Raw genomic sequence first — 26,009 nt, 5'->3', positions numbered from 1 at the left:
CTAAATTTATCAGAACATGAAAAAGTACTTAATGTTTATGCTCGCAGCAGCACTCTTTGCATCTTGTAGTGATGATGACAAATTACCGAAAGAAGACGAAACACCAGGTGATACTAATTTCGAGGAACATGACGGATATTTCGTCTATTATGGAGAGACTTATAAAACAGTGAAACTTGCTAACGGAACGACTTGGATGGCAGAACCGTTACGTTATGTGCCGGAAGGATATACACCTTCAAGTGACCCGACAGCGGATGCACACATTTGGTATCCGTATCAACTTACCGGAGTTACAGATAAGGTCACTGCCGGTGGAGCGGAAGCCCTGACAGACGAAGCATCCATCAAAAAGTCAGGCTATCTTTATGACTTGTATGCAGCACTTGGCGGCAAAGAAGTAACAGAAGAAAATTGTTATGAATTTGAAGGTGCTCAAGGCATCTGTCCGGAAGGCTGGCACATCCCGACACGCCTGGAATTCGTCGGACTCTGCGGACTTTCAAATAAAGCAGTAGGAGAAACCGGCAACATGACCAAAAATGACGCTCTTTTCTATGATGAGACATATAGTGGAGGAAATATGAATAAATACAACGCTGCGGGCTGGAATTATGTTTTATCAGGTGTGAGAATGCAAAATAATTTTGCCGCTACACCTACATACCAGTTAACAACGTTCTATTCAGGTAATACAACATCAGAAACTTTAGAAAAATATAAAGGACAACCGGCTTTGACATATATTATGTCGTCTACCTGTTACGCGCCACTTTATCTAGACAAGACAGATCCAACAAAACTAACCAATATCCAGTTCTTCGCCCAAATGACAACATTTACCAAAAGATATCCCGAAGGACGCATCAACGTTCCTTACATCAGCATTAAATCAGGTCAGCAACTTCGCTGTGTAAAGGACCAAGCCGCTAATTAAAGGACTAATATCTGTTTCATGCCCTGAAACACTTTGTTTCTCGGTATGAAACGAATGATTTCCCGGCGTGAAACAAATAGTTTTTCAAGTAGGGTTAAAACTCATCACTCATAAAGATGACTATTATAAGCTATAAACAAACGAAAAACAGATTACAAACTATATAAAAACGAAGCAATAACAATGAAAACAAAAAAGCTAACAATCGCACTTGCCATCGTGGTAATGACTTTGATCGGAACTTCATGTGGTAACAAACAACAGAAAAGCGCATCAGAAGCAACTACAGAACAGGCTGCATCTTCCGCTTTGGAAATTGATTCTCTCCTTGCCAACGCCGAAAACCTTGCAGGACAAGAAGTGACCATTGAAGGCGTCTGCACACACGCCTGCAAACATGGTGCTAAGAAAATCTTCCTGATGGGCAGTGACGATACCCAAGTGATCCGTGTAGAAGCCGGGACATTGGGAGCCTTCGATCCTAAATGTGTGAACTCTATCGTCCGTGTTACCGGAACATTGAAAGAACAACGCATCGACGAAGCCTACCTCCAAAACTGGGAAGCACAACTCAAAGCACAAGCTGCCGAAAAACACGGAACCGGTGAAGCCGGATGCGATTCTGAAAAGAAAGCACGCGGCGAAACAGCCAACAGTCCCGAAGCCCGCATCGCAGACTTCCGCGCAAAAATAGCCGACCGCAAGGCAGAAACAGGAAAAGAGTATTTATCTTTCTATTTTATGGAAGCCAACTCGTATGAAGTGGAGTAGTACTGTCCGTAAATGGAGTCGGCTCATACACCGTGACCTGTCATTTTTCTTTTCCGGAATGGTATTGATATATGCCATTTCCGGAATTGTAATGAATCACCGTGACACGATTAATCCGAACTTCTCCATCACACGGAAAGAATATAAAATAGCGGAAAAGCTACCGGACAAAGCAGGAATGAGTAAAGAGAAAGTACTTACTCTACTGGAACCGTTGGGAGAAACCGGCAACTATACCAAATTTTACTTCCCGAAAACGGACGTAATGAAAGTCTTCCTGAAAGGTGGCTCCAACCTCCTGATAAACGTGAAGACAGGAGAAGCGGTATATGAATCCGTCACCCGTCGCCCGCTTATCGGAGCGATGTCCCGTTTACATTACAATCCGGGACAATGGTGGACTTACTTCGCGGATATTTTCGCTATCGCCCTTATTATCATTACTCTCTCCGGCATCATCATGCTGAAAGGGAACAAGGGCATTATCGGCAGAGGAGGAATAGAACTCATTGTTGGAATCTTAATTCCCATTCTTTTCCTTTTCTTCTTTTGAATCGAAATAACAGATAAAATCAAATGGAACAAATTATCGAATGTAACAACCTGACGCACTACTACGGTAAACGGTTGATTTACGAAAACCTTAGTTTCACAGTGCCCAAAGGACGTATCCTGGGACTATTGGGAAAGAACGGTACGGGCAAAACCACCACTATCAATATCTTGAGCGGTTACCTGAAACCCCGTTCGGGAGAATGTCGCATCTTCGGACAGGAGATACAGACCATGGCACCGGCTCTGCGCCGCCATATCGGACTGCTCATCGAAGGTCATGTGCAATACCAATTCATGACCATCACCGAAATAGAAAAATTCTACGCAGCCTTCTACCCCGGCCAGTGGAAAAAAGAAGCGTACTACGAACTGATGAATAAATTGAAAGTAGCTACCGGACAGCGCATCTCACGTATGTCCTGCGGACAGCGCTCTCAAGTAGCTCTCGGACTAATCCTCGCACAAAACCCGGAACTTCTGGTACTGGACGACTTCTCGCTCGGACTCGATCCCGGCTACCGCCGCCTGTTTGTGGACTATCTCCGCGACTATGCCCGTTCGGAAGGTAAAACCGTCTTTCTGACCTCGCATATCATTCAGGATATGGAACGTCTCGTTGACGACTGCATTATTATGGACTACGGAAAGATACTGATTCAGAAACCAATCGCCGAATTACTGGAAAAAGGACGCCGCTACACCTTCACCATTCCCGAAGGTTACGAGCTTCCTGCATCGGATGATTTCTACCATCCTTCCATCATGCGAAACCAGTTGGAGACTTTCTCCTTCCTGCAACCGGCAGAAACAGAAGCCAAACTGAAATCAATGTCAGTGCCCTACACAGACTTGCACTGTGAGCAAGTCAATTTAGAAGATGCCTTTATCGGCCTCACCGGGAAATACTGATTAAATTAAGAATAAGAGTTGGCAACTCGTAACCCATAAATCATCATTCATAAATCATAAATCCTCAAGAATGTACGCTATATTTTATAAAGAATGGATAAAGACACGGTGGTATTTTCTGCTTGCCGTGCTCGCCACACTTGGTTTTACAGGCTACTGTATGCTCCGTATCAACCGGGTGGTAGAAATGAAAGGGGCTGCCCATGTATGGGAAGTCATGCTGCAACGGGATGTCATCTTCATTGATATGTTGCAATATATTCCTCTGATTGCCGGAATCCTGATGGCAATCGTGCAATTTGTCCCCGAGATGCAACGCAAATGTTTGAAACTGACCCTCCATCTGCCTTATCCGGAACTGAAAATGACGGGCAATATGTTACTCTCCGGACTCATACCGCTTCTTGTCTGCTTCGCTTCCAATTTCCTGTTGATGGAGGTATATCTGAACGGAATACTTGCCCATGAGCTCAAAAACCACATACTGCTTACCGCTTTAACGTGGTATCTCGCCGGCATCTCCGGCTATCTGCTCGTCGCATGGATTTGCCTCGAACCGGCATGGAAACGCCGTATCCTGAATCTCATTATCGCAGTATTGTTACTCCGAATCTTCTTCCTGTTGCCTACGCCGGAAGCATACAACAAGTTTCTCCCTTATTTAGTGGTCTATACTTTGTTGACAGCCTCTTTCTCGTGGCTCTCTATCGTACGGTTCAAGGCCGGAAAACAGGATTAACCAATAAAAAAATTAAAGATTTAAAATTAAAAGATTGAGAAATGAGACGTTTCAGTACCATACTATTATATGTAACCATCGCTTTTCTGCTTCTTTGGCAGTTGCCCTGGTGTTACAATTTCTTTGTCGTAAAACCGGAAAAGACTCCCTTTACCCTGTATAGTTTCGTAATTGGCGATTTCGCCCAAATGGGACAAGAAGAAGGGAAAGGAACCGTGCGCCGCGACCTTGCAGGAAACATTTATTCGGAAGCTGCTTTCGACAGCATCCTGCCTATGTTTTATTTCCGTCAGTTGATGTCTGATGAACGTTTTCCGGATACCATTCAAGGAATCGCAGTAACTCCTAAAATGGTGCAGACAGAAAACTTCAACTTCCGCAGTGTGCCTTCGGATATAAACGCACCTTCTATCGGACTTTACCCGCTGATGGAATCTATGTCAGGACGTGTAGACCTGAAAATGCCGGATGACGTATTCCGTATCACCTCCAAAGGGATCGAATTTATCGACATGGCTACCAACAGCGTGAAGGAAGACAAAAGCCTTCAGTTTACCGAAGCTATGACTAAGAAGGATTTTCGTTTCCCGGCAACGGAAATCGTAGGAAATCCGACGGTGAAAAAGGAGTATGACGAAGGTTATCTTCTGTTGGGCGCCGACCGTCGTCTGTTTCATCTGAAACAAGTGAAAGGACGCCCGTATGTCCGTGCCATCACCTTGCCTGAAGGACTGACATTGGAACACCTGTATCTGACCGAGTTCAGAAATAAAAAGACGCTTGCTTTTATGACCGATGTCAACAAGGCTTTCTATGTGTTGCAGAACCGGACGTATGAAATCGTTAAAACAGGAATCCCGGCATTTGATCCGGAAACGGATGCGCTCACCATCATCGGTAATATGTTCGACTGGACAGTCCGTGTGACAACCCCGGCTTCAGATAACTATTACGCATTGGACGCCAACGACTATTCGCTGATAAAGAAGCTGGAGAACGAATCGAACGTTCATTCCATGCCAGGTATTACGTTCACATCTTACACAGATAAATATGTAATGCCACGCTTCGAATAATGTTTCAATATTGAATGTAACATCGGTAAGGGGTTATCAAAAGCCAATAAATTAAATGTGACTTTTGATAACCCCTCACTATTTCCTTTCCAGACATTTAGAGAAAACAAAAGGATTTACAATTATTTCTTCAACAAGTATGTTTTTTTCCAGCAGAAAGGTTTACCTTTGCCGACTCATTCAACTATTTAAACCGCAATTGCTTCTGCATTATACTCAAACAAATACGGTAAAACGAAATAACTCAAACTAAAAACCGTATGAAAGTTTACCAAGCATTTGCTTTCCTAAGTATCTTCATCATATTGTTCTATAATTGTTCGCTCCCCGCTGATGACGAAGAAAAGGGAGAGTTAGAAGGAGGAGAAGACACTTTCACACCCGAACTTCCCTGGGAAGGAGAGATGGACAAATTCACCATCAATTCTAAAGAAGGAATCCATCTGAATGATCCGCAGAAAGACGCCGGAACAGCTTATGTCACCATTCCTTCTACCTCTGTAAAAAACACCCGTTGGGAATTTGGAGTTCACCTCACCTTTAATCCCTCCGCCAACAATTATGCACGATTTTATCTGACTTCTTCCTCAAACATTCTTTCCGATAATTTAAACGGCTATTATATTCAGATAGGAGGAGCAAAAGATAATGTAACTCTTTATCGTCAGAACGGAGAGCAGTCTAAACTACTGGCTTCGGGAAGAGAACTGATGAAAGGAAACTCTTCACCGAAACTATATATAAAAGTAGAATGTGACAATAACGGTTACTGGACTTTTTGGACACGGCTTGAATCCGAGAATGAATACGTAAAAGAAAAACAGATAAAAGATACTGATATACAGACTTCCCGCTACTGCGGTATATACTGCATTTACACCAAAACCCGTTGTAAAGGATTCACGTTCCATCACATACAGTTGTCCAATGACGTAGAAACGAACACATCACCCGACGAAACACCCGATAACCCCGATACGGACCTACCGGACAATCCCGACACTCCCGAATTACCGGAAGATGTGAGAGGTATGCTTCTTTTCAACGAAATAATGTATGATAATGCTACTGACGGTGCAGAATATGTAGAAATCTATAATCCGGGTGAAAAGACTATTACCCTGCCAACTCTCTATCTATACAAAATGTATGAAAGTGGCACAGTATACAGTACTACCATTCTTTGTAACGAGAGTTCCTCCACTCCCCTCACCATTCTATCCAAAGGTTATCTTTGCTTCAGCAAATACACCAGCAAGGTCATTCGGAAACATAAAGTAAATGGAGAGAACCTGATAGAAATATCCAAATTCCCGACTCTTAATAACGACGGAGGCTATCTGGCACTCTCCTGTAGCGAGAAGCCGGAGAAAGGACAAACTTTTGATACTTGCCGTTTTAGAGATGAGATGCACGATTCTGACAACAAAAAGACAACCGGCATTTCGCTTGAAAAGAAATCTCCGGAGTTGTCCTCGCTCAACAAAAACTGGCGTTCGTCCAAGCACGCGACCGGAGGCACACCGGGAATAAAAAATAGGTAAGAGTATACATATCTATGATAAATTCCCTACTTTTGTAGACAAAGAAAAACTAATTCGGATCATTCATCCTCAAACGAATTTAAATAGCAGATATGAGTCCAGCCGTTATATCTATTACTATTGTGGCATACTTTATAATCCTGTTCACTATCTCTTATATAGCAGGACGCAAAGCTGACAATGAAGGGTTCTTCGTAGGAAACCGTAAATCAGCCTGGTATATCGTTGCCTTTGCCATGATTGGTTCCACCATTTCCGGAGTTACTTTTGTCTCCGTTCCGGGTATGGTACAGGCAAGTAGCTTTTCTTACCTGCAAATGGTGCTGGGATTCATAGTAGGACAAATTATCATTGCGTTTGTACTCGTTCCTCTCTTTTATCGTATGAACCTGGTTTCCATATATGAATATCTGGAGAACAGGTTCGGAAGCTCTTCCTACAAGACGGGAGCCTGGTTCTTTTTTATTTCAAAGATGCTAGGAGCTGCCGTTCGATTATTCCTGGTATGCCTGACGCTACAATTGCTGATCTTCGAACCTTTCCATCTTCCTTTCCTGTTGAATGTCATACTTACCGTATTTATAGTATGGCTCTATACATTCCGGGGAGGAGTAAAGTCGTTGATATGGACGGATGTTCTAAAAACATTCTGCCTGGTAGTGTCGGTTGTACTTTGCATCTATTATATTGCTTCCAGCTTGCATCTGAATTTCAGTGGTTTGGTTAGTACGATTTCAGACAGTGACTTTTCCAAGACATTCTTTTTTGACGATGTTAATGACAAACGATATTTCTTCAAGCAATTCCTGGCAGGAGTATTCACCGTTATTGCCATGAACGGGCTCGACCAGGATATGATGCAACGCAATCTTAGCTGCAAGAATTTCCGGGATTCACAGAAGAATATGATTACAAGCGGTATCTCACAATTCTTTGTCATTCTGCTTTTTCTGATGCTGGGAGTACTGTTATATACGTTTACAGCACAGCAAGGCATTGGGAATCCGGAAAAAAGCGACGAGTTGTTTCCGATGATTGCTACCGGAAATTATTTTCCCGGCATAGTCGGAATATTATTCATTATCGGACTGATAGCCTCCGCCTATTCTGCAGCCGGTTCTGCCTTGACGGCACTGACCACTTCCTTTACTGTAGATATTTTACATGCACAGAAAAAAGGAGAGGCGGCACTTAGCCAAATACGCAAACATGTACATATCGGTATGGCAGTTGTGATGGGAGCAGTCATTTTCGTATTCAATCTACTGAACAACACGAGTGTGATTGATGCGATTTACACATTGGCCAGTTATACGTATGGCCCTATCTTAGGACTGTTCGCTTTCGGCATCTTCACCAAGAAACAAGTTTATGATAAATATATTCCGTTGGTAGCTATCGCTTCTCCTATTCTTTGCTATATCCTGCAAAGAAATTCGGAAGCATGGCTCAACGGTTACCAAATTAGTTACGAGTTGTTGATAATCAATGCCCTGTTCACATTCCTTGGACTTTGTTTGTTCATCAAAAAACAAGACAAAGAAACATCTTACACAACTCATACTACAAAACAAGAAGTAAAATAATGAAAACAACAATCAACTGTTTTCTTCCTTTCAGCCGGTTGGAAGAAACTATGCAAACAGTTAAGGAGTTACGTGCATCGACGCTGGTAGACAAAATTTATTTATTAGCATCGCCAATTACCAATGTCTGTATTCCCGGATGCGAACTCATCTCTGTAGAGAAAATGCAGTCTACACAAGCGATGCGAGCTATTGCAGAACATTCTGATAAAACATATACCTTGCTCTATACCAAACACACTGCACTAAAAATAGGCATGTTCGCTCTTGAAAGAATGGTTCAAGTAATGGAAATGACCCAAGCTGGCATGGTATATGCAGACCATTACCAACAGATAGACAGTGTGCAAAAAACAGCTCCGGTCATTGATTACCAACCCGGTAGCCTGCGTGACGACTTCAATTTCGGCTCGGTTTTACTGTTCAATGCCAACGCATTCAAGGAAGTTATAGAAAATACGGAAGAGGAATATCAATATGCAGGCTTGTATGATTTAAGACTCAAAATATCCCAAAAGAGCAAACTGGTACACATCAACGAATATCTATATACCGAAGTAGAAAGTGACAAGCGGAAAAGCGGTGAGAAGCAGTTCGATTATGTAGACCCTAAAAACCGTCAGGTACAGATCGAAATGGAACAGGCATGCACCAACCATTTGCAGGAAATTGGCGGATATCTTTATCCAATCTTCCGTCCCGTAGACTTCTCTTCCCACACTTTTGAATATGAAGCTTCTGTCATTATACCCGTACGCAACCGTATTCGCACAGTCAAAGATGCCGTACGCTCGGCACTGAACCAGCAAACGACCTTTCCGTTCAATGTCATTGTCATCGACAATCATTCGACAGACGGAACCAGTGAAGTTCTCCGTGAACTTAGTTCGGACAAGCGCCTGATTCACGTCATTCCCGAAAGAGATGACCTCGGTATAGGCGGATGTTGGAACATAGGTATCCATCACGAGAAATGCGGAAAGTTTGCCGTCCAACTTGATAGCGATGACGTGTATAAAGACGAACATAGCCTGCAAATCATCATTGATACTTTCTATAAACAGAAATGTGCAATGGTAATCGGCACTTATATGATGACTAACTTTGATATGCAGGAAATTGCCCCCGGCATCATCGATCATAAGGAATGGACACCCGACAACGGACGAAATAATGCATTACGTATCAACGGTCTGGGAGCTCCCCGTGCATTCTACACGCCCATTCTTCGGGAAATCAAAGTCCCGAACACAAGCTATGGAGAAGATTATGCCCTTGGATTGAAAATTTCACACGATTATCAGATAGGCAGAATATACGACGTGATTTACCTTTGCCGCCGTTGGGAAGGCAACTCGGATGCTGCACTGCCTGTTGAGAAAATCAACCAGAATAATCTATATAAAGACCGACTTCGTACGTGGGAATTGGAACAGCGCATCCTGCAACAAGAAACGACATTAGAGAAAATTCAGCAAAAAATCGAACAGTTATTCCAAAAGCAAACTCTTTCTTGGGAACTAGCCAAAGAGAATTACCAAGCATTGGAACAGTATCGGTCACGAACAAAAGAAATATCCAAGTGGTTTGGTAACAATTGTTTAAGTGCGAAACTATTCTTTAATCCGAAACGTATTCTTTCAGCTACCGCACAGACAGATACTGCCTCCATTCACTCACGGCCTTGCTTCCTCTGCCAAACAAACCGACCGCAGGAACAAGAGTTCATCAGTTATAGGAATTATCAGATACTGGTTAATCCCTATCCCATATTTAAACACCACTTTACAATTGTAGATAAGGAACACAAGTCGCAATCCATCGTCGGGCGTTTTAAAGATATGATAGAATTCACCGACATAATGAGAGAATACTTCCTTATGTATAATGGACCGGAATGTGGAGCTTCCGCTCCCGATCATGCCCATTTTCAAGCTTGTAGTAAAGAGGAAAGTATGCAGGGATCATATTACGATCACATAGATTTAATAGATAACGACAAGGTGCAAATTAGTTATGAAGGTTTCCCGTACAGTTTCATCAGGATTCAGGCGAAAAATAAGAAAACAATGTCGAAAACCTTTCATCTGATTTACGACATTTTAGCTGCCAATAACAACGGAAAAGAACCAATGATGAATATTCTTGCCTGGTATGGTTTGGAACGCACCAAAGAGGATTTTAGAGAGCGCTACGAAGAAGAATTTGAATCAGTGGCCGAACACCCTTACAATTGTATTATCTTCTTACGCAGCAAACATCGTCCTGATTGCTATTACGCAAAAGGAGACGAACAAATTCTCATCAGTCCTGCTATTGCTGAAATGAACGGCATATTCCCTATAGTACGTGAAGAGGATATGGAGAAACTGACTCCTGAAAAAGTATATGATATCTATCGGGAAATATCTATATCCAAAGAAAAACTGCAAAAAATACTAGAACGTATTAAAGCTGTATTATGACTCAACCTCAAATAACAGTCGGTATCCTTTCCGGGAAAGAGATTGAATTCTCTTTCCCGGTGAAATTTAGTTCTTCTGTCGGAACGGAAATTTCCGGGACACAGAAAGTTATTTATCAGGATGGGAAGATTCATTGGCAAGGGAAAGAGTACGACGAATTATCCTTCATTCCTCCACAAAATGCACATGCTTTCTTTGAACTGAAAGATGTGACCATCGGAATCAACTTCCATTGGGAACGCAAAGAAGTCCAGAAATTCAAAGGGGAATTAAAGATCATCGTCGAAGGAGAACAACTAACCGCCATCAATGTGATTTCCATTGAAGAATATCTTACCAGTGTAATTTCATCCGAAATGAGCGCAACAGCTTCTTTAGAACTACTAAAGGCTCACGCCGTCATCTCCCGAAGCTGGCTACTCGAAAAAAATAAAGAATTAAGAATGAAGAATGAAGAATTTAAAAGAACTTTGCAAAAAGACAGCGCAGCCAATTCTTCATTCTTCATTCCTAATTCTTCATTTATTAAGTGGTATGACCATGAAGCACATAGAAATTTCGATGTATGTGCCGATGATCATTGCCAGCGTTATCAGGGAATTACACGAGCCTCAACACCACAAGCCATCGAAGCAGTCTCCGCCACGCAGGGGGAAGTGCTGATGTATAAAGGCGCGATTTGTGATGCCCGTTTCTCTAAATGTTGTGGCGGAGCTTTTGAAGAGTTCCAAAATTGTTGGGAAAACGTAAAGCATCCTTATCTAATCAGACAACGGGATAGCAAGACTGAAAAACAACTTCCCGATTTGAACATAGAGGCGGAAGCTGATAAATGGATACGTACCTCACCTGTTGCTTTTTGTAATACGCAGGATAAGAAAATTCTAAGCCAAGTACTAAACAACTACGATCAGGAAACAGCAGACTTCTATCGTTGGAAAATCAGTTATTCGCAGCAGGAGCTTTCAGAACTGATTCATCAACGTTCAGGGATTGATTTCGGACAAATCATTGATTTAATTCCTGTAGAACGGGGAACATCCGGACGTCTTGTCCGATTGAAAATTGTAGGAACCTTGCGAACGCTTATTATCGGGAAAGAACTGGAAATACGCCGTACCTTATCTACTTCTCATCTGTATAGTTCCGCTTTTGTAGTAGACAAGGAATATGAGGAAAAAGGACATAAAGAGGATAAAATCCCTTCACGATTCATCCTTACCGGAGCCGGATGGGGGCATGGAGTAGGACTTTGCCAGATTGGTGCTGCCGTAATGGGAGAGCAAGGTTACAAATATGAAGAAATACTGTCTCACTATTACCCCGGCAGTACGCTCGAGAAACAATATCAATAAAAAAGAATAATACCATGACAACATCCACTACAAAAAGAAATCCCTGGAGCTGGATACCCACCCTCTACTTCGCAGAAGGGCTGCCATACGTAGCGGTAATGACGATTGCTGTTATCATGTACAAGCGTTTGGGATTATCCAATACGGAAATAGCCTTATACACTTCCTGGCTCTACCTTCCCTGGACTATCAAACCGCTATGGAGTCCTTTCGTCGACTTGGTGAAAACGAAACGCGCCTGGATTATTGCCATGCAAGGTTTCATCGCTGCCGGATTTGCGGGGATAGCCTTCTTTATTCCGACTGCTCATTATGTACAGTTGACTCTCGCCTTTTTCTGGCTGTTGGCGTTCAGTTCCGCTACGCATGACATCGCAGCAGACGGTTTCTATATGCTCGGACTCAATAATAAGGAACAATCTTTCTTTGTCGGTATCCGGAATACTTTCTATCGGCTTGCCAATATTTTCGGGCAGGGAATTCTAGTCATGCTGGCAGGATGGCTGGAAACATCACAGAACAATATTCCCTTGGCATGGAGTATTACATTCTACCTCCTTGCCGGATTATTTCTGGCTCTTACTATCTATCATCGACTTATCCTCCCCCATCCTGATTCGGACATTAAACGTCCCGGCCTCACACCGGGTAAGTTGTTAGGAGATTTCCTTTTGACCTTTGTCACATTCTTTCAGAAAAAGAACCTCGGTCTCATGTTCTTTTTCCTCCTCACCTATCGGTTGGGAGAATCACAGTTAGCCAAAATAGCTTCTCCTTTCCTGCTGGATACGACCGATAAAGGTGGACTGGGTTTATCCACAGCAATTGTCGGAATGATCTACGGTACCATAGGTGTCATAGCTTTATTGCTCGGTGGAATCATTAGTGGTTTCCTCGTTTCCCGTGACGGATTCAAGAAATGGATATTACCCATGGCATTAGCCATCAACATTCCCGATCTATTATATGTATGGATGGCTGCCGCCACCCCGGACAATCCTATATTTATAGCCATTTGTGTAGCGATCGAACAGTTGGGGTATGGTTTCGGCTTTACCGCTTATATGCTATATCTGATTTATATAGCAGAAGGTGAACATAAAACGGCACACTATGCTATCGGAACCGGATTTATGGCACTGGGCATGATGATTCCCGGTATGCCTGCCGGATGGATACAGGAACATCTCGGATACACAAACTTCTTTATCTGGGTTTGTATTTGTACCCTGCCCGGTATCGTCGCCTCATTAATGATTCGCAACCGACTGGAGGATTCTTTCGGAAAGAAACAATAAAAAACTCAAAGATATGATACTCATTGCAGATAGTGGTTCTACCAAAACCGACTGGTGCATCGTTTTCAACGGCACCCCAATCAAACGAATGGGAACGAAGGGAATTAATCCCTTCTTCCAATCAGAAGAAGAAATTCAACAAGAGCTGACACATTCCCTTCTACCACAACTACCGGAAGGAACGATCAACTCCGTCTTTTTTTATGGTGCAGGATGCACTCCCGAAAAGGCTCCCGTCCTCCGGCGGGCTATTGCCGACAGCCTGCCCGTCATCGGGAATATCAAAGCCAACTCGGATATGCTTGCCGCTGCCCGCGGACTATGCGGACATGAAGCAGGGATTGCCTGCATCCTCGGCACAGGTTCCAATTCCTGTTTCTATAACGGTGAAGAGATTGTCAACAACATCTCCCCTCTTGGATTCATCCTGGGAGATGAAGGAAGCGGCGCAGTCTTAGGAAAACTACTGGTAGGCGATGTACTGAAAAATCAGCTTCCGCCTGCCATCAAAGAAGCTTTCTTAAAACAGTTCGACCTGACGGCTCCCGAAATCATCGACCGGGTTTATCGCCAGCCTTTCCCGAACCGTTTTCTGGCTAGTCTCTCCCCTTTCCTTGCACAGCACTTGGAAGAACCGGCTATCCGTTCACTAGTACTCAACAGCTTTATCGCTTTTCTCCGCAGAAACGTGATGCAATATGATTATAAGCAATATCCGGTACATTTTATTGGTTCCGTAGCTCACTGTTACAAGGAGATTTTGCAGGAAGCTGCGCAAACAACAGGTATTCAAATCGGTAAGATTCTTCAAAGTCCGATGGAAGGACTGATTCAATACCATCAACAATAATTCTTTTACCTATTGTAATTTATAACCAGTAATTATAAAAATGCAGATAACCGAACAACCGTCACTTTACGATCATCTGGAAAAGAAATCTGTGCGAGAGATCTTAGAAGATATCAACCAGGAAGATCAGAAAGTAGCATTAGCCGTACAAAAGGCTATTCCACAAATTGAAGAGCTCGTCAATCAGATTGTACCCCGCATGAAACAGGGCGGACGCATCTTTTATATGGGGGCCGGCACAAGCGGTCGCCTGGGAGTATTGGATGCTTCCGAAATCCCTCCTACTTTCGGAATGTCTCCCAACTGGATTATCGGACTGATTGCAGGAGGCGATACAGCCTTGCGCAATCCGGTAGAAGGAGCCGAAGATAATGAAAATCGAGGTTGGGAAGAACTCGTCGAACACCAGATCAACGAAAAAGACACCGTCATCGGCATTGCCGCTTCCGGCACTACCCCGTACGTAATCGGTGCTTTACGGGAAGCCCGTAGACACGGTGTCCTGACAGGTTGTATCACCAGTAATCCCGATTCTCCAATGGCGGCAGAAGCAGATGTCGCCATCGAAATGATTGTAGGGCCGGAATATGTGACAGGCAGTTCCCGGATGAAATCGGGTACCGGACAGAAAATGATTCTGAATATGATTAGTACCTCCGTCATGATTCAACTAGGACGGGTGAAAGGAAATAAGATGGTGAATATGCAGTTGACCAATCATAAACTTATAGAAAGAGGGACGCAGATGATTATGGATGAATTAGGACTGGACCATGACCGTGCGCAAAAACTCCTTTTACTTCATGGGTCAGTAAAAAAGGCTATTGATGCATATCAACATTCTTAGTATCTATATACTCACAATAAGCAAGATGTAACACCTCTAAAGCAATATGAAACGTACAGAATAACATTGTAACACCGGTTATATGGAATAGAAACATCTTCTTTGTACATTCTATTTTAAGATGTCCTACCTTTGTAAACAAGAAAATAAATTATGATTAACCATTTTATTTATTAACCATGAAGAAGGTATTTCTATTCTTGTATTTTTCAATAATCAGCCTTTTAATATCAGCAGCAGATACATTCGTTATTTTCACACCAGCTGACCACCATTTCCCATTAATAAAAAATGGAAAGCCTTGTTCTATTCTGATGGATATAAACGAAGACAAAGGAGTTAAAATGGCTATTGATAATCTACAACAGGATTTGTTGAATGTCTGCGGTAGCCAATCCGAAATCAACACAAAGGCTAGTGACAAGCAATGCCTGTTAATAGGTACCCTTCAAACTCCACTTATACAAAAATTAATAGCCTCCGGTAAAATAGATAGAAAAGAGCTGGAAGGCAAAAACGAAAAATATATCCTGCAAGTTGTTACCGCTCCTTTGGAAGGAGTGGATGAAGCACTTGTAATTACCGGAAGTGACAAACGGGGAACAATTTACGGTATTTACGAACTGTCCAAACAAATCGGAGTCTCGCCCTGGTATTGGTGGGCAGACGTACCCGTCAAGAAACAAACGGACATATACATCAAACCAGGTACATACACAGATGGAGAACCGAAAGTGGAATATCGGGGAATCTTCCTGAATGACGAGTGGCCTTGCCTGGGGAGCTGGTCTCAAGAAAAGTTCGGAGGATTCAACAGCCAATTTTATAAACATGTCTTCGAGTTGGTATTGCGTTTGAAAGGTAACTTTATGTGGCCTGCCATGTGGGCAAGCGCATTTTACGACGATGATCCACAAAATGGAGAATTAGCCAACACGATGGGAATTGTAATGGGCACCTCTCATCACGAACCGATGGCACTGGCACAACAAGACTGGAAACGTCGTGGAAAAGGTGAATGGGACTACAATCACAACGCTAAAGAACTTCGTAACTTTTGGACTTCCGGAATGGAACGTGTAAAAAATTGGGAAACCGTTGTTACCGTAGGTATGCGTGGTGACGGCGACGAGCCTATGAGTGAAGGCGCCAATATCTCACTACTGGAAAATATCGTCAAAGACCAACGAAAAATTATCGAAACCGTCACCAAGAAAAAAGCTAAAAACACCCCACAGGTATGGGCGCTCTACAAAGAAGTACAAGACTATTACGATAAAGGGATGCGAGTACCGGATGATATTACTCTACTCTTATGTGACGATAACTGGGGAAATGTGCGCAAGCTCCCTAACCTAAACGAAAAACCACGTTCGGGCGGATATGGCATGTATTATCATTTCGACTACGTAGGAGCTCCACGAAACTCCAAATGGATCAATATCAGTCCGATTCCACGTGTATGGGAACAAATGAATCTTACCTACGAATATGGAGTACGTAAACTATGGATTGTAAATGTAGGAGACTTGAAACCAATGGAATATCCTATTACATTCTTCTTGGATATGGCATGGAATCCGGAAAAATTCAATGCCCAAAACTTACAACGACATACAGAAGATTTCTGCGCCCAACAATTCGGTGAGAAATATGCGAAAGAAGCTGCCCGTATTCTTTCCCAATATGCTAAATACAATCGTCGTGTGACACCGGAACTCTTAAATGCCCAAACATACAGCTTTCATTATAACGAATGGGAACGGGTAGTAAATGAATATAATCTGTTGGCATTGGATGCACATAATCTAGGATTTCTAATGCCGGCCTCGTACAAAGACGCATACGACCAACTAATTTTATTTCCGGTACAAGCATGCGCCAACTTGTACAACATGTATTACGCACAGGCCCAAAACCAACGTCTTGCTGCCGAACAAAAGACGGAAGCTAACCGATGGGCCGACAAAGTTGTAGCCTGCTATGAGCGGGATTCTCTACTAACCCATTATTACCATAAAGTGATGTCTAAAGGGAAGTGGAACCACCTAATGGATCAAGTTCATATAGGTTATACTTCATGGAATAATCCTCCCAAACAAATAATGCCTAAGATCACACGAGTTCCGGAACAGGCGGGAACGTATACTTTCATAGAGACAAACGGATATATTTCTATCGAAGCAGAGCACTTCACACGAGCAATAGCAGAAGGTGAAACGACATGGAATCTTATCCCCGATTTTGGAAAGACATTATCAGGAGTAACGACTCTTCCCGTCACTAAAACTCCAGATAAAATGTGCTTGGAATATGATATTGAAATAGAAAAAGCAGGTAGCGTAGAAGTCACACTTTTACTCGCCCCTACCCTTAATTTCAACGATAATAAAGGATTAAGATATGCAATCTGCCTTGACGGAGATAAAGAACAAATTATTAATTTCAATGGGCATTATCAGGGCGAACTTGGCAAGTGGCAGGCAAATCCGATTATCGAATCCCGTTCTAATCATTTATTAGCAAAAGAAGGAAAACATACACTTCGCATCCGTCCGCTAGATCCGGGAATCGTATTTGAGAAAATCCAAATCAATACCGGCGGATTGCAACCGAGCTATCTGGGAGCACCGGAAACACTGAAATAATTCAAAACATATAATAAAACTGAGAATACATCTGGTTTGAGAATCAATGTTTCTATTATAAATAAGAATAAAATGATAAAACAAAAATTTCTTTTATTAAGTTGTGCGTTAGTATTGTTATTAACGCCTACTAACGCTCAGGAAAAATTATACAAAAATGAATTCCCTATAGCGGATGTGAAGTTACTTGACGGAGTATTCAAACATGCCCGTGAGTTAAATATTGAAGTCCTGCTCAAATATGACGTTGACCGTTTGCTGGCGCCTTACCGCAAAGAAGCAGGATTGACCGAGAGAAAGAAAACCTATCCCAACTGGGATGGTCTTGACGGCCATGTGGCAGGGCATTACCTTTCGGCTATGTCAATGAATTATGCTGCAACAGGCAATAAGGAATGTGGACGGCGTATGGAATATATGATTTCGGAGCTTCAACTATGCCTTGAAGCAAATGCCATTAACAATACAGAATGGGCAATTGGTTATATCGGTGGCTTTCCCAATAGTAAGAATCTGTGGTCGACTTTCAAAAAAGGTGATCTCCGTATCTATAATTCCGCATGGGCACCATTTTACAATTTGCATAAAATGTATGCCGGCCTCAGAGATGCCTGGCTTTATTGTAATAACAAACAAGCAAAAACGCTGTTTCTTAAGTTCTGCGACTGGGCCATTAGCATCACGGATGACCTGAATGAAGAACAAATGCAGACGGTACTTAAAATGGAATACGGTGGTATGAATGAGATTCTTGCCGATGCTTATCAGATTACCGGAAATAAAAAATATTTAGTCGCGGCTAAAAGGTATTCACAAAACATACTTCTTGATCCCTTATCACAAGGTATTGACAATCTTGACAACAAACACGCTAATACGCAAATACCCAAATTCATCGGTTTTGCCAGAATAGCAGAACTTAGTGGAGACACAAAATATACCAATGCCAGCCGCTTTTCGTGGGAAACGATCACAGGAAACCGTTCTTTAGCTTTTGGTGGTAACAGCCGGAGAGAACATTTTCCAAGCGTAACTTCGTGTAGTGATTATATCAATGACGTTGATGGCCCCGAATCGTGCAACTCTTACAATATGTTAAAATTGACTGAAGATTTATTTCGCATGCAACCATCAGCTCACTATGCAGATTATTACGAACGTACTGTTTTCAACCATATTTTATCTACCCAACATCCTGAACATGGTGGATACGTATATTTTACTTCTGCCCGTCCGCGCCACTACAGGGTATATTCTGCACCCAACGAAGCAATGTGGTGTTGTGTAGGTACCGGCATGGAAAACCACAGTAAATATAACCAGTTTATTTATACTCATTCGGATGATTCGTTATTCGTAAACTTGTTTATTGCATCAGAACTTAATTGGAAAAATAAGAAAATATCGCTCAGGCAGGAAACAAACTTTCCTTACGAAGAGCGCACAAAACTGACTGTGACAAAAGCATCATCCCCCTTTAAACTAATGATCAGATATCCCGGATGGGTGGATAAAGGTGCTTTAAAGGTATCTGTGAATGGAAAATCCATGAACTACTCTGCTCTTCCTTCATCATATATTTGTATTGACAGAAAATGGAATAAAGGTGATGTAGTGGAAGTGGAACTGCCTATGCGAAGTACCATTGAGCACTTGCCAAATGTTCCCAATTATATCGCATTTATGCATGGTCCCATATTGTTAGGAGCAAAAACCGGCACCGAGGATTTACGAGGGCTTATCGCAGGCGATGGACGTTGGGGGCAATATCCAAGTGGGAAATTGCTGCCTGTGGACCAAGCCCCCATTCTGATAGTTGATGATATGGAAAACATCACGAGCAAATTAGTTCCCATTAAGAATGAACCTTTACACTTTAAAGCAAATATCAAAGCGGCTAATTCTATTGATATAAAACTGGAACCTTTTGCAAATATCCATGACGCAAGGTACATGATGTACTGGCTAACCTTAACCAACAAAGGGTATCAGACATATATTGACTCTTTATCGACTATCGAAAAGGAAAAGATAATCCTCGAAAAACTGACAGTTGATTTTGTCGCTCCGGGCGAACAACAACCCGAAACCGACCACAAAATACTACAAGAAAAATCAAGAACAGGCAATGCAAACCAACAATTTTTCCGTGAAGCATCTTCGGAAGGTTACTTCAGCTACGAAATGAAAACTAATGCGGAAACTGAGTTGTCTTTAATGGTTCGTTATTGGGGTGCAGAATGGGGAGGACGCAAATTTGATATTTACATTGATGATGAAAAGCTTCTGACTGAGGATAATACAGGGCGATGGAATCAATCTAAATTTCAAGATATAAGATATAAGATACCTAGCTCAATGGTTCAAGGTAAAAATCATATAAGAGTTAAATTTCAATCCATTCCGGGAAATACTGCTGGAGCAGTTTATTTTATCCGTTTGGTTAAAAGAGTTGATGACCCGGCTATTAAGGACTAAGATAAAATGATACTCATAAATAAATGAAATTCAAATTATTCGTATTAACATAATATATCAGAGTAATCACACCAAAATTTGATTCATATCGGGTTCTAATGAACTAAATGATCATTTATTGGGGTGCCCTTTCAGGGCACCCCAATAAATATATAATTGTAAGGCTTTCAGCCTAACTGCTAAATTCCCATTTAACCAATAACTGCCTGGTTGGGAATCAATTGCCACAAATGATTTTATTAGTTATTTTTAAGCAAGAGAAAGAGATAAAAGCTGCATATTGACGAGTTATTGTCAGCGATAGTATTTTGGGTTATTTCCGTATAAAATAAAACAAAAATCACACCCCCATAAACCGACTAATAAAAGGCAAACAAATATAGAGAGCCGAATGCCAATATTCCCAAGTATGCCCTCCATCGCGCACACGAAACTGACAGGGGATATCAGCCTGCCTCATTGCACGATAAAATTCAATATTACGGTACGGTCGAGTAAGAAGTCATCGTCACCACAATCTACAAACCAAGCTACACTGCGCAGTTCATTCTTCCGTTCTTCATCTGCCCCGGTAACATATTTCACACAACTTTTTTCTATAACCGAACGAGTCAGAACAGCCAATTTACCATTCGGATCATTAAAGCGGGCGGCCCCTTCTTCCGGAATATCCATTAATGCACTCATTGCATAGACTGCACAAAAAAGTTCCGTATGGCGTTGCCCATAACAAGTAGCTCCGCCACCACCCATCGAAAGTCCTGCTACAGCCCGATTCCGTTTATCACCTATCACACGAAAACGTTTCTCTACATAGGGCAGAAACTCCGTAAAAAAGAATGTTTCATACGCCCAACCCGGCATATCGAAATACCCATTCTGAAATATATTCGGATCTCCTCCCCCCCGCATCGGGGCAGACAATAATCATTTCACAAGCTTCACCGCTGGCCGTAAGACAGTCCATCACGTCTTTTACGTGCCCGCGGTTCATCCATACATCATTTTTTTCCCACATACCATGCAACAGGTAGAGCACAGGATACATTTTCTTTTTATCCTGTTCGAAACTCTTAGGAAGATAAACAGTATACGCACGCTTTGCTTTTAATACGTCACTGTAGAGCGTATCTGTCATCACTCTACTCTGATAGTTTGTTTGTGCATATAACGACAAGCAACAAACTGATACAATAAAAAATAAAATCACCTTCTTCATATTACCAATTATCTGTTCTGAAAGGAGAAGCCAGCAATCCTTCTTTATTACAAAGATTAGCTTCTTCCGGATTATCACTCCAAGCATATCTGACAGCCACCGGTTTTGCTACGTCTTTGCTGCTAACGATTATCCTACCGCCTTTAATAACAGCATTCGCCCAAACAAACTTTCTGTCTTCGCCTGCAATGGCAAAGTGCTTTAACACTCCTTCCTTGCTGGTGAGCCCACTGCCTGTTTCCGTAAATGTCAGGATGATTTTATCACCTTCTATCTTCATCTCTTTATAAACAGGTCCCGAACTTACCAACTTTTCCCCATAAGCAACCTTACGAGCCCCCAAGAATAACCTGTGCGCTACAGCTTTCTTATTCAACGGGTGAATATCATTCCATTCTCCCACATCATAAGTTACCGCCAATGTAGTATGAGGCACATTCATAGCAATTTGCAACTGTGCTTCCCGGAGCCTTGCCCAACCACCATCCGAAGGCTGCATCTGCTTCTTCATAAAGTTAGGTAACTGAACCAATAAAAAAGGCATCTCCGGCATTTCCCAAAGTTCCCTCCAGTTAGTAATCAATGATTCCAACAATGTGGCATATCCCTGCGGATGTCCAGCGTTAGTTTCGCCCTGATACCAAATTGTTCCCTTGATTTTATAATCTTTAATCGGATAAATCATTCCATTATAAAGTCCCGACCCCGCAGACTTTAAGTTAGCCAGTCGTTTAACATACTTCCCTGCTTCATTCAGGTTCATGCCGACTCTATACTTCCAAGTACCGACCAAATTTATTTCCGCCTCATCGCCGACTATCTTATATGGTTTCTCTTCCACAAAACCACCGTTAGCCGAATTAGCCGTCAGTTTCACTGTTATATTATTCCTCCCTTCACGCAAAACGCCTGCCGGAATGTTATATTTGCGCGGTGGATACATATACGCTGTGGAACCGACAAAACATCCATTCACAAAAACAGAGTCGCTGTCTATAAGTGTCCCCATATACAACTTCGCATGCCTACCGACCATAGAAGCAGGGACCTCAAAGTCTTTTCTGTACCACACCACACCGTTTACATCCATTCCGTTTGTTCTCCAATTACCCGGAACCTGTATCGTCGACCAATCAGAATCATCAACATCGGTTGCCATCCATTTACCGGCTCCCTTATCTCTCCTGACTAATCGCAAACTATCCAATGCCTCTCTGTCAATGAGCAATTGTGGAAATTCTTTCAGATGTTCCTGGCTAATCCAACTTTCTATGGCGGAACCTCCAAGGCTAGAAACAAGCATCCCCACAGGAACTCTATATTTTTGATACGCTTCCTGCGCAAAGAAATAGGCTAATGCAGTCCAGTTCATCACTTCAGAAGCAATAGCCGAATGCCATACAGCGTTACCGGCAATCGTTTCCTTTAAATCTTCTACTGAGTTTTGAGTAGGTACTTTATAATGACGGATCATATGGTTATTCGACACATTAATCTCGGGAAACATATCTGTCAGGCGCGAAATAGGCGTCTCCTGATTTGATTGCCCGGAACATAGCCAAACATCTCCCACCAAAATATCACGAATAATGAGCTCGTTCACTTCCATCACAAAAGGACCTCCCGCCTTTTGAGGAGGCAACATTACCGACCATTCACCTTTCTGATTCGCCTCCGTATCATAATGCTTGCCTTGAAAACGTACAGTGACCTTCTCACCGGAATCCGCCCACCCCCAGATTTTCAATTCCGTATCACGTTGCAACACCATTTTGTCACTGACTAATCGAGGAAGCCGTATAACAGCAGAAAGAGGTTGCGCAATCAATGTGACTGCCAACACCATCAATAGTATGAATGCATTTTTTACAGTAATCATAATTATCATAATGTGTTTTATCAGTTATGTAAGACACCCGTTTAATACTTCCACTTTTCAAACAGATATTGCAAAAGTACGTTGCTCTCGCACAAAAAGCAAAAAAATTCCTTCCCCAATAAGCCGTATGTAACATACATCATAGTATTGGTAACACAAACACAGGAAGAGGCAACCTACGGACAAAAAATCGGATACATATTTTATCTTTCGTAACAAATAAATAATCTATCTTTGCAACAAATACATCCAACCGATTTGAACAAAGGCTTTCGAATCATGAGAAACCCATATTAATTCCTATACAAATACTATAATATGAATAGAAACACACTCTTCCTGTTACTCCTGTTAACTAGCAATTTAGTTTCAGGACAAGATTTGAAACTTTGGTACAGCCAACCGGCAAAGAACTGGTCGGAAGCTCTTCCTATCGGCAATTCCCGCCTTGGGGCGATGGTATATGGAGGAACCGAGCGTGAAGAACTGCAACTGAATGAAGAAACTTTTTGGGCAGGCTCTCCTTATAACAATAATAACCCGAATGCAGTACATGTCCTGCCTATTGTGCGCAAACTGATATTTGAAGGAAGAAACAAGGAAGCACAAAGGCTCATTGATGCCAACTTTCTAACCCGGCAACACGGAATGAGCTATCTGACATTGGGAAATCTATACCTGGAGTTCCCCGGACATAAGGATGCCGACGACTTCTACCGCGACTTGAATCTGGAAAATGCAACAACTACTACCCGCTATCAAGTGAATGGTATAAACTACACCCGCACTACTTTCGCCTCATTCACGGATAATGTCATCATCATGCACATCAAGGCGAGTCAACCTAATGCACTAAATTTCAATGTGTCATACAACTGTCCGCTGAAAAATGAGGTCAATGTTCAAAATGACAAACTGATTATCACCTGTCAAGGAAAAGAACAGGAAGGCATGAAAGCCGCGCTACGGGCAGAGTGTCAAGTACAAGTAAAAACAGATGGCATTATCCACCCGGCAGGCAATATTCTTCAGATAAACGGTGGTACAGAAGCAACTCTTTACATATCGGCGGCAACAAACTATGTAAATTACCAGAATGTGAGCGCAGATGAATCCCGACGGACTACTGATTATTTGGAAGAAGCAATACTTATTCCTTATGAAAAAGCTCTTAAAGAGCATATCGCCTTCTATAAAAAACAATTCGACCGTGTCCAACTTCATTTGCCGTCAAGTGAAGCATCTCAAATAGAAACTCCCCGACGAATTGAAAACTTCGGGCAAGGCAATGACATGGCAATGGCAGCCTTGCTTTTCCAATACGGACGTTACTTGCTGATTTCTTCTTCACAACCGGGAGGACAACCTGCCAATTTGCAAGGAATATGGAACAACAGTACTCATGCACCTTGGGATAGCAAATACACCATCAATATCAATACAGAAATGAACTATTGGCCGGCAGAAGTCACTAATTTAAGTGAAACACATAGTCCGTTATTCTCTATGTTGAAAGATTTATCCGTCACAGGAGCAGAAACAGCCCGAACCATGTATGATTGTTGGGGATGGGTGGCACATCATAACACTGACTTATGGAGAATCTGTGGTGTAGTCGATTTTGCAGCAGCCGGCATGTGGCCTAGCGGCGGCGCATGGTTAGCTCAACATATCTGGCAACATTACCTCTTTACAGGAAATAAAGAGTTCCTGAAAGAGTATTATCCCATCCTGAAAGGAACAGCGCAGTTCTACATGGATTTCTTGGTAGAACATCCTACCTATAAATGGCTGGTGGTGTCGCCTTCTGTGTCGCCAGAACACGGTCCCATCACGGCCGGTTGCACAATGGACAATCAGATTGCCTTTGATGCACTGCATAATACCTTATTGGCTTCATACATCGCAGGTGAAGCCCCCTCTTTCCAAGACTCCCTCAAACAAACACTAGAGAAGTTACCACCTATGCAAATAGGAAAACATAACCAACTACAAGAATGGCTTGAAGATATTGACAATCCCAAGGACGAGCACCGTCATATTTCACATTTGTACGGGCTATATCCGAGTAATCAAATTTCTCCATACTCAAATCCCGAGTTATTCCAGGCAGCAAGAAACACATTGCTTCAACGCGGTGATAAGGCTACCGGTTGGAGTATCGGCTGGAAAGTCAACTTCTGGGCACGTATGCTGGATGGAAACCATGCCTTCCAAATCATCAAAAATATGATTCAACTATTGCCCAACGATCACTTGGCTAAAGAATATCCGAACGGGCGTACCTATCCCAATATGCTGGATGCCCATCCGCCTTTCCAGATTGACGGTAATTTCGGTTATACAGCCGGAGTAGCGGAAATGTTGCTCCAAAGTCATGACGGTGCCGTGCATTTATTGCCAGCATTGCCTGATGCATGGGAAGAAGGAAGTGTGAAGGGGCTGGTGGCACGTGGAAACTTTACTGTCGATATGGACTGGAAAAACAATGTGTTAAATAAAGCGATCATCCGATCGAATATAGGCGGTACGCTCCGCATCCGGTCTTATGTCCCACTGAAAGGGAAAGGCTTAAAACAAGTAAACGGGAAAGAGTGCTCAAATAGATTATTCGCCACCACTCCTATCAAACGACCTCTTGTAGCCAAAGGGATAAGTGCGCAATCTCCCAAACTGCAGAAGGTTTATGAATATGACATCGAAACAAAGGCGGGTAAAACCTATATTGTAAATACAATCGAAGGAAAACAATAATACAGAAGAAGGGATAAATCTTTTCCCATGTTACATTATTTACAAACGATGTTACAACATCCGATTGTACCCCCGAAGCCTAATGAAAATATTCATTTT

Annotated in this window: 19 protein-coding genes and 1 pseudogene; 17 read left to right on the top strand and 3 right to left on the bottom strand. The window is 42.3% G+C overall.

From position 1 onward, the window contains the following. Positions 1–16: 16 nt before the first annotated feature. The 16 genes and pseudogenes from BSAG_RS20335 (at position 17) to BSAG_RS26135 (ending at position 20,058) form a co-directional block, all read left to right on the top strand. The gene (locus BSAG_RS20335; protein ID WP_008770372.1) at positions 17–937 is read left to right on the top strand and encodes an FISUMP domain-containing protein; all 921 of its coding nucleotides are present in this window, start codon (positions 17–19) and stop codon (positions 935–937) included. 183 nt (positions 938–1,120) lie between these two features. Then, positions 1,121–1,708 carry a hypothetical protein gene (locus tag BSAG_RS20340; RefSeq protein ID WP_004314889.1) on the top strand — a complete coding sequence of 196 codons (588 nt, stop codon included), beginning with the start codon at positions 1,121–1,123 and terminating at the stop codon, positions 1,706–1,708. Then, on the top strand, positions 1,695–2,261 hold the full coding sequence (locus BSAG_RS20345) for a PepSY-associated TM helix domain-containing protein (RefSeq protein ID WP_008770373.1): 567 nt from the start codon (positions 1,695–1,697) through the stop codon (positions 2,259–2,261). Before BSAG_RS20340 ends, BSAG_RS20345 begins: the two co-directional genes overlap by 14 nt. Before the next feature lie 23 nt (positions 2,262–2,284). Beyond that, a complete protein-coding gene (locus BSAG_RS20350) occupies positions 2,285–3,172 on the top strand; it encodes an ABC transporter ATP-binding protein (RefSeq protein ID WP_004314891.1) in 888 nt (295 codons plus the stop codon). A 70-nt stretch (positions 3,173–3,242) separates the two neighbouring features. Further along, positions 3,243–3,911, top strand: a complete 669-nt coding sequence (locus BSAG_RS20355) for a hypothetical protein (RefSeq protein WP_004314892.1) — start codon at positions 3,243–3,245, stop codon at positions 3,909–3,911. A 41-nt stretch (positions 3,912–3,952) separates the two neighbouring features. Then, the gene (locus BSAG_RS20360) at positions 3,953–4,987 is read left to right on the top strand and encodes a DUF4857 domain-containing protein (RefSeq protein WP_004314893.1); all 1,035 of its coding nucleotides are present in this window, start codon (positions 3,953–3,955) and stop codon (positions 4,985–4,987) included. A 260-nt stretch (positions 4,988–5,247) separates the two neighbouring features. Beyond that, on the top strand, positions 5,248–6,531 hold the full coding sequence (locus BSAG_RS20365; protein ID WP_004314894.1) for a lamin tail domain-containing protein: 1,284 nt from the start codon (positions 5,248–5,250) through the stop codon (positions 6,529–6,531). 92 nt (positions 6,532–6,623) lie between these two features. Continuing rightward, on the top strand, positions 6,624–8,117 hold the full coding sequence (locus tag BSAG_RS20370) for a sodium:solute symporter (protein WP_008016221.1): 1,494 nt from the start codon (positions 6,624–6,626) through the stop codon (positions 8,115–8,117). Continuing rightward, positions 8,117–10,582 carry a DUF4922 domain-containing protein gene (locus tag BSAG_RS20375; protein ID WP_004314897.1) on the top strand — a complete coding sequence of 822 codons (2,466 nt, stop codon included), beginning with the start codon at positions 8,117–8,119 and terminating at the stop codon, positions 10,580–10,582. Before BSAG_RS20370 ends, BSAG_RS20375 begins: the two co-directional genes overlap by 1 nt. Next, on the top strand, positions 10,579–11,937 hold the full coding sequence (locus tag BSAG_RS20380; RefSeq protein WP_008016220.1) for a SpoIID/LytB domain-containing protein: 1,359 nt from the start codon (positions 10,579–10,581) through the stop codon (positions 11,935–11,937). The genes BSAG_RS20375 and BSAG_RS20380 overlap by 4 nt, the downstream gene beginning before the upstream one ends. Before the next feature lie 14 nt (positions 11,938–11,951). Continuing rightward, the gene (locus BSAG_RS20385) at positions 11,952–13,235 is read left to right on the top strand and encodes an MFS transporter (RefSeq protein WP_004316120.1); all 1,284 of its coding nucleotides are present in this window, start codon (positions 11,952–11,954) and stop codon (positions 13,233–13,235) included. Between the two features lie 13 nt (positions 13,236–13,248). Then, a complete protein-coding gene (locus tag BSAG_RS20390; protein ID WP_004316121.1) occupies positions 13,249–14,085 on the top strand; it encodes an ATPase in 837 nt (278 codons plus the stop codon). A gap of 40 nt (positions 14,086–14,125) precedes the next feature. Further along, on the top strand, positions 14,126–14,932 hold the full coding sequence (gene murQ / locus BSAG_RS20395; RefSeq protein WP_004316122.1) for an N-acetylmuramic acid 6-phosphate etherase: 807 nt from the start codon (positions 14,126–14,128) through the stop codon (positions 14,930–14,932). Positions 14,933–15,111: 179 nt separating this feature from the next. Then, positions 15,112–17,580: a glycosyl hydrolase 115 family protein gene (locus tag BSAG_RS20400; protein WP_004316123.1), complete on the top strand. Its 2,469-nt coding sequence runs from the start codon at positions 15,112–15,114 to the stop codon at positions 17,578–17,580. Positions 17,581–17,652: 72 nt separating this feature from the next. After that, positions 17,653–19,533 (top strand): annotated as a pseudogene (locus BSAG_RS20405) (glycoside hydrolase family 127 protein); the annotation flags it as partial. Next, positions 19,534–20,058 carry a DUF6805 domain-containing protein gene (locus BSAG_RS26135; RefSeq protein WP_371825049.1) on the top strand — a complete coding sequence of 175 codons (525 nt, stop codon included), beginning with the start codon at positions 19,534–19,536 and terminating at the stop codon, positions 20,056–20,058. A 456-nt stretch (positions 20,059–20,514) separates the two neighbouring features. Here BSAG_RS26135 and BSAG_RS25895 read toward each other — a convergent pair whose 3' ends face one another. The 3 genes from BSAG_RS25895 to BSAG_RS20410 are packed head-to-tail and all read right to left on the bottom strand — an operon-like array spanning position 20,515 to position 23,156. Further along, positions 20,515–20,922: an alpha/beta hydrolase gene (locus tag BSAG_RS25895; RefSeq protein WP_004316125.1), complete on the bottom strand. Its 408-nt coding sequence runs from the start codon at positions 20,920–20,922 to the stop codon at positions 20,515–20,517. Next, entirely contained in the window at positions 20,903–21,277 is a 375-nt protein-coding gene (locus BSAG_RS25890) for an alpha/beta hydrolase (protein WP_004316126.1), read from the bottom strand. The genes BSAG_RS25895 and BSAG_RS25890 overlap by 20 nt, the downstream gene beginning before the upstream one ends. 1 nt (position 21,278) lies before the next feature. After that, entirely contained in the window at positions 21,279–23,156 is a 1,878-nt protein-coding gene (locus tag BSAG_RS20410) for a sialate O-acetylesterase (protein WP_004316127.1), read from the bottom strand. A 318-nt stretch (positions 23,157–23,474) separates the two neighbouring features. On the opposite strand from BSAG_RS20410, the gene BSAG_RS20415 reads away from it, so the two are divergent. Beyond that, positions 23,475–25,910 (top strand): glycosyl hydrolase family 95 catalytic domain-containing protein, encoded by a 2,436-nt coding sequence (locus BSAG_RS20415; RefSeq protein WP_004316128.1) that lies wholly within the window; start codon positions 23,475–23,477, stop codon positions 25,908–25,910. Positions 25,911–26,009 lie beyond the last annotated feature (99 nt).

Origin of the sequence: Bacteroides sp. D1 (genome assembly GCF_000157095.2) — a bacterium.
In the GTDB taxonomy this organism is placed as follows: Bacteria; Bacteroidota; Bacteroidia; order Bacteroidales; family Bacteroidaceae; genus Bacteroides; species Bacteroides xylanisolvens.
The sequence above is the reverse complement of the archived record's forward strand: the minus strand, read 5'-3'. Positions and strand labels throughout refer to the sequence as shown.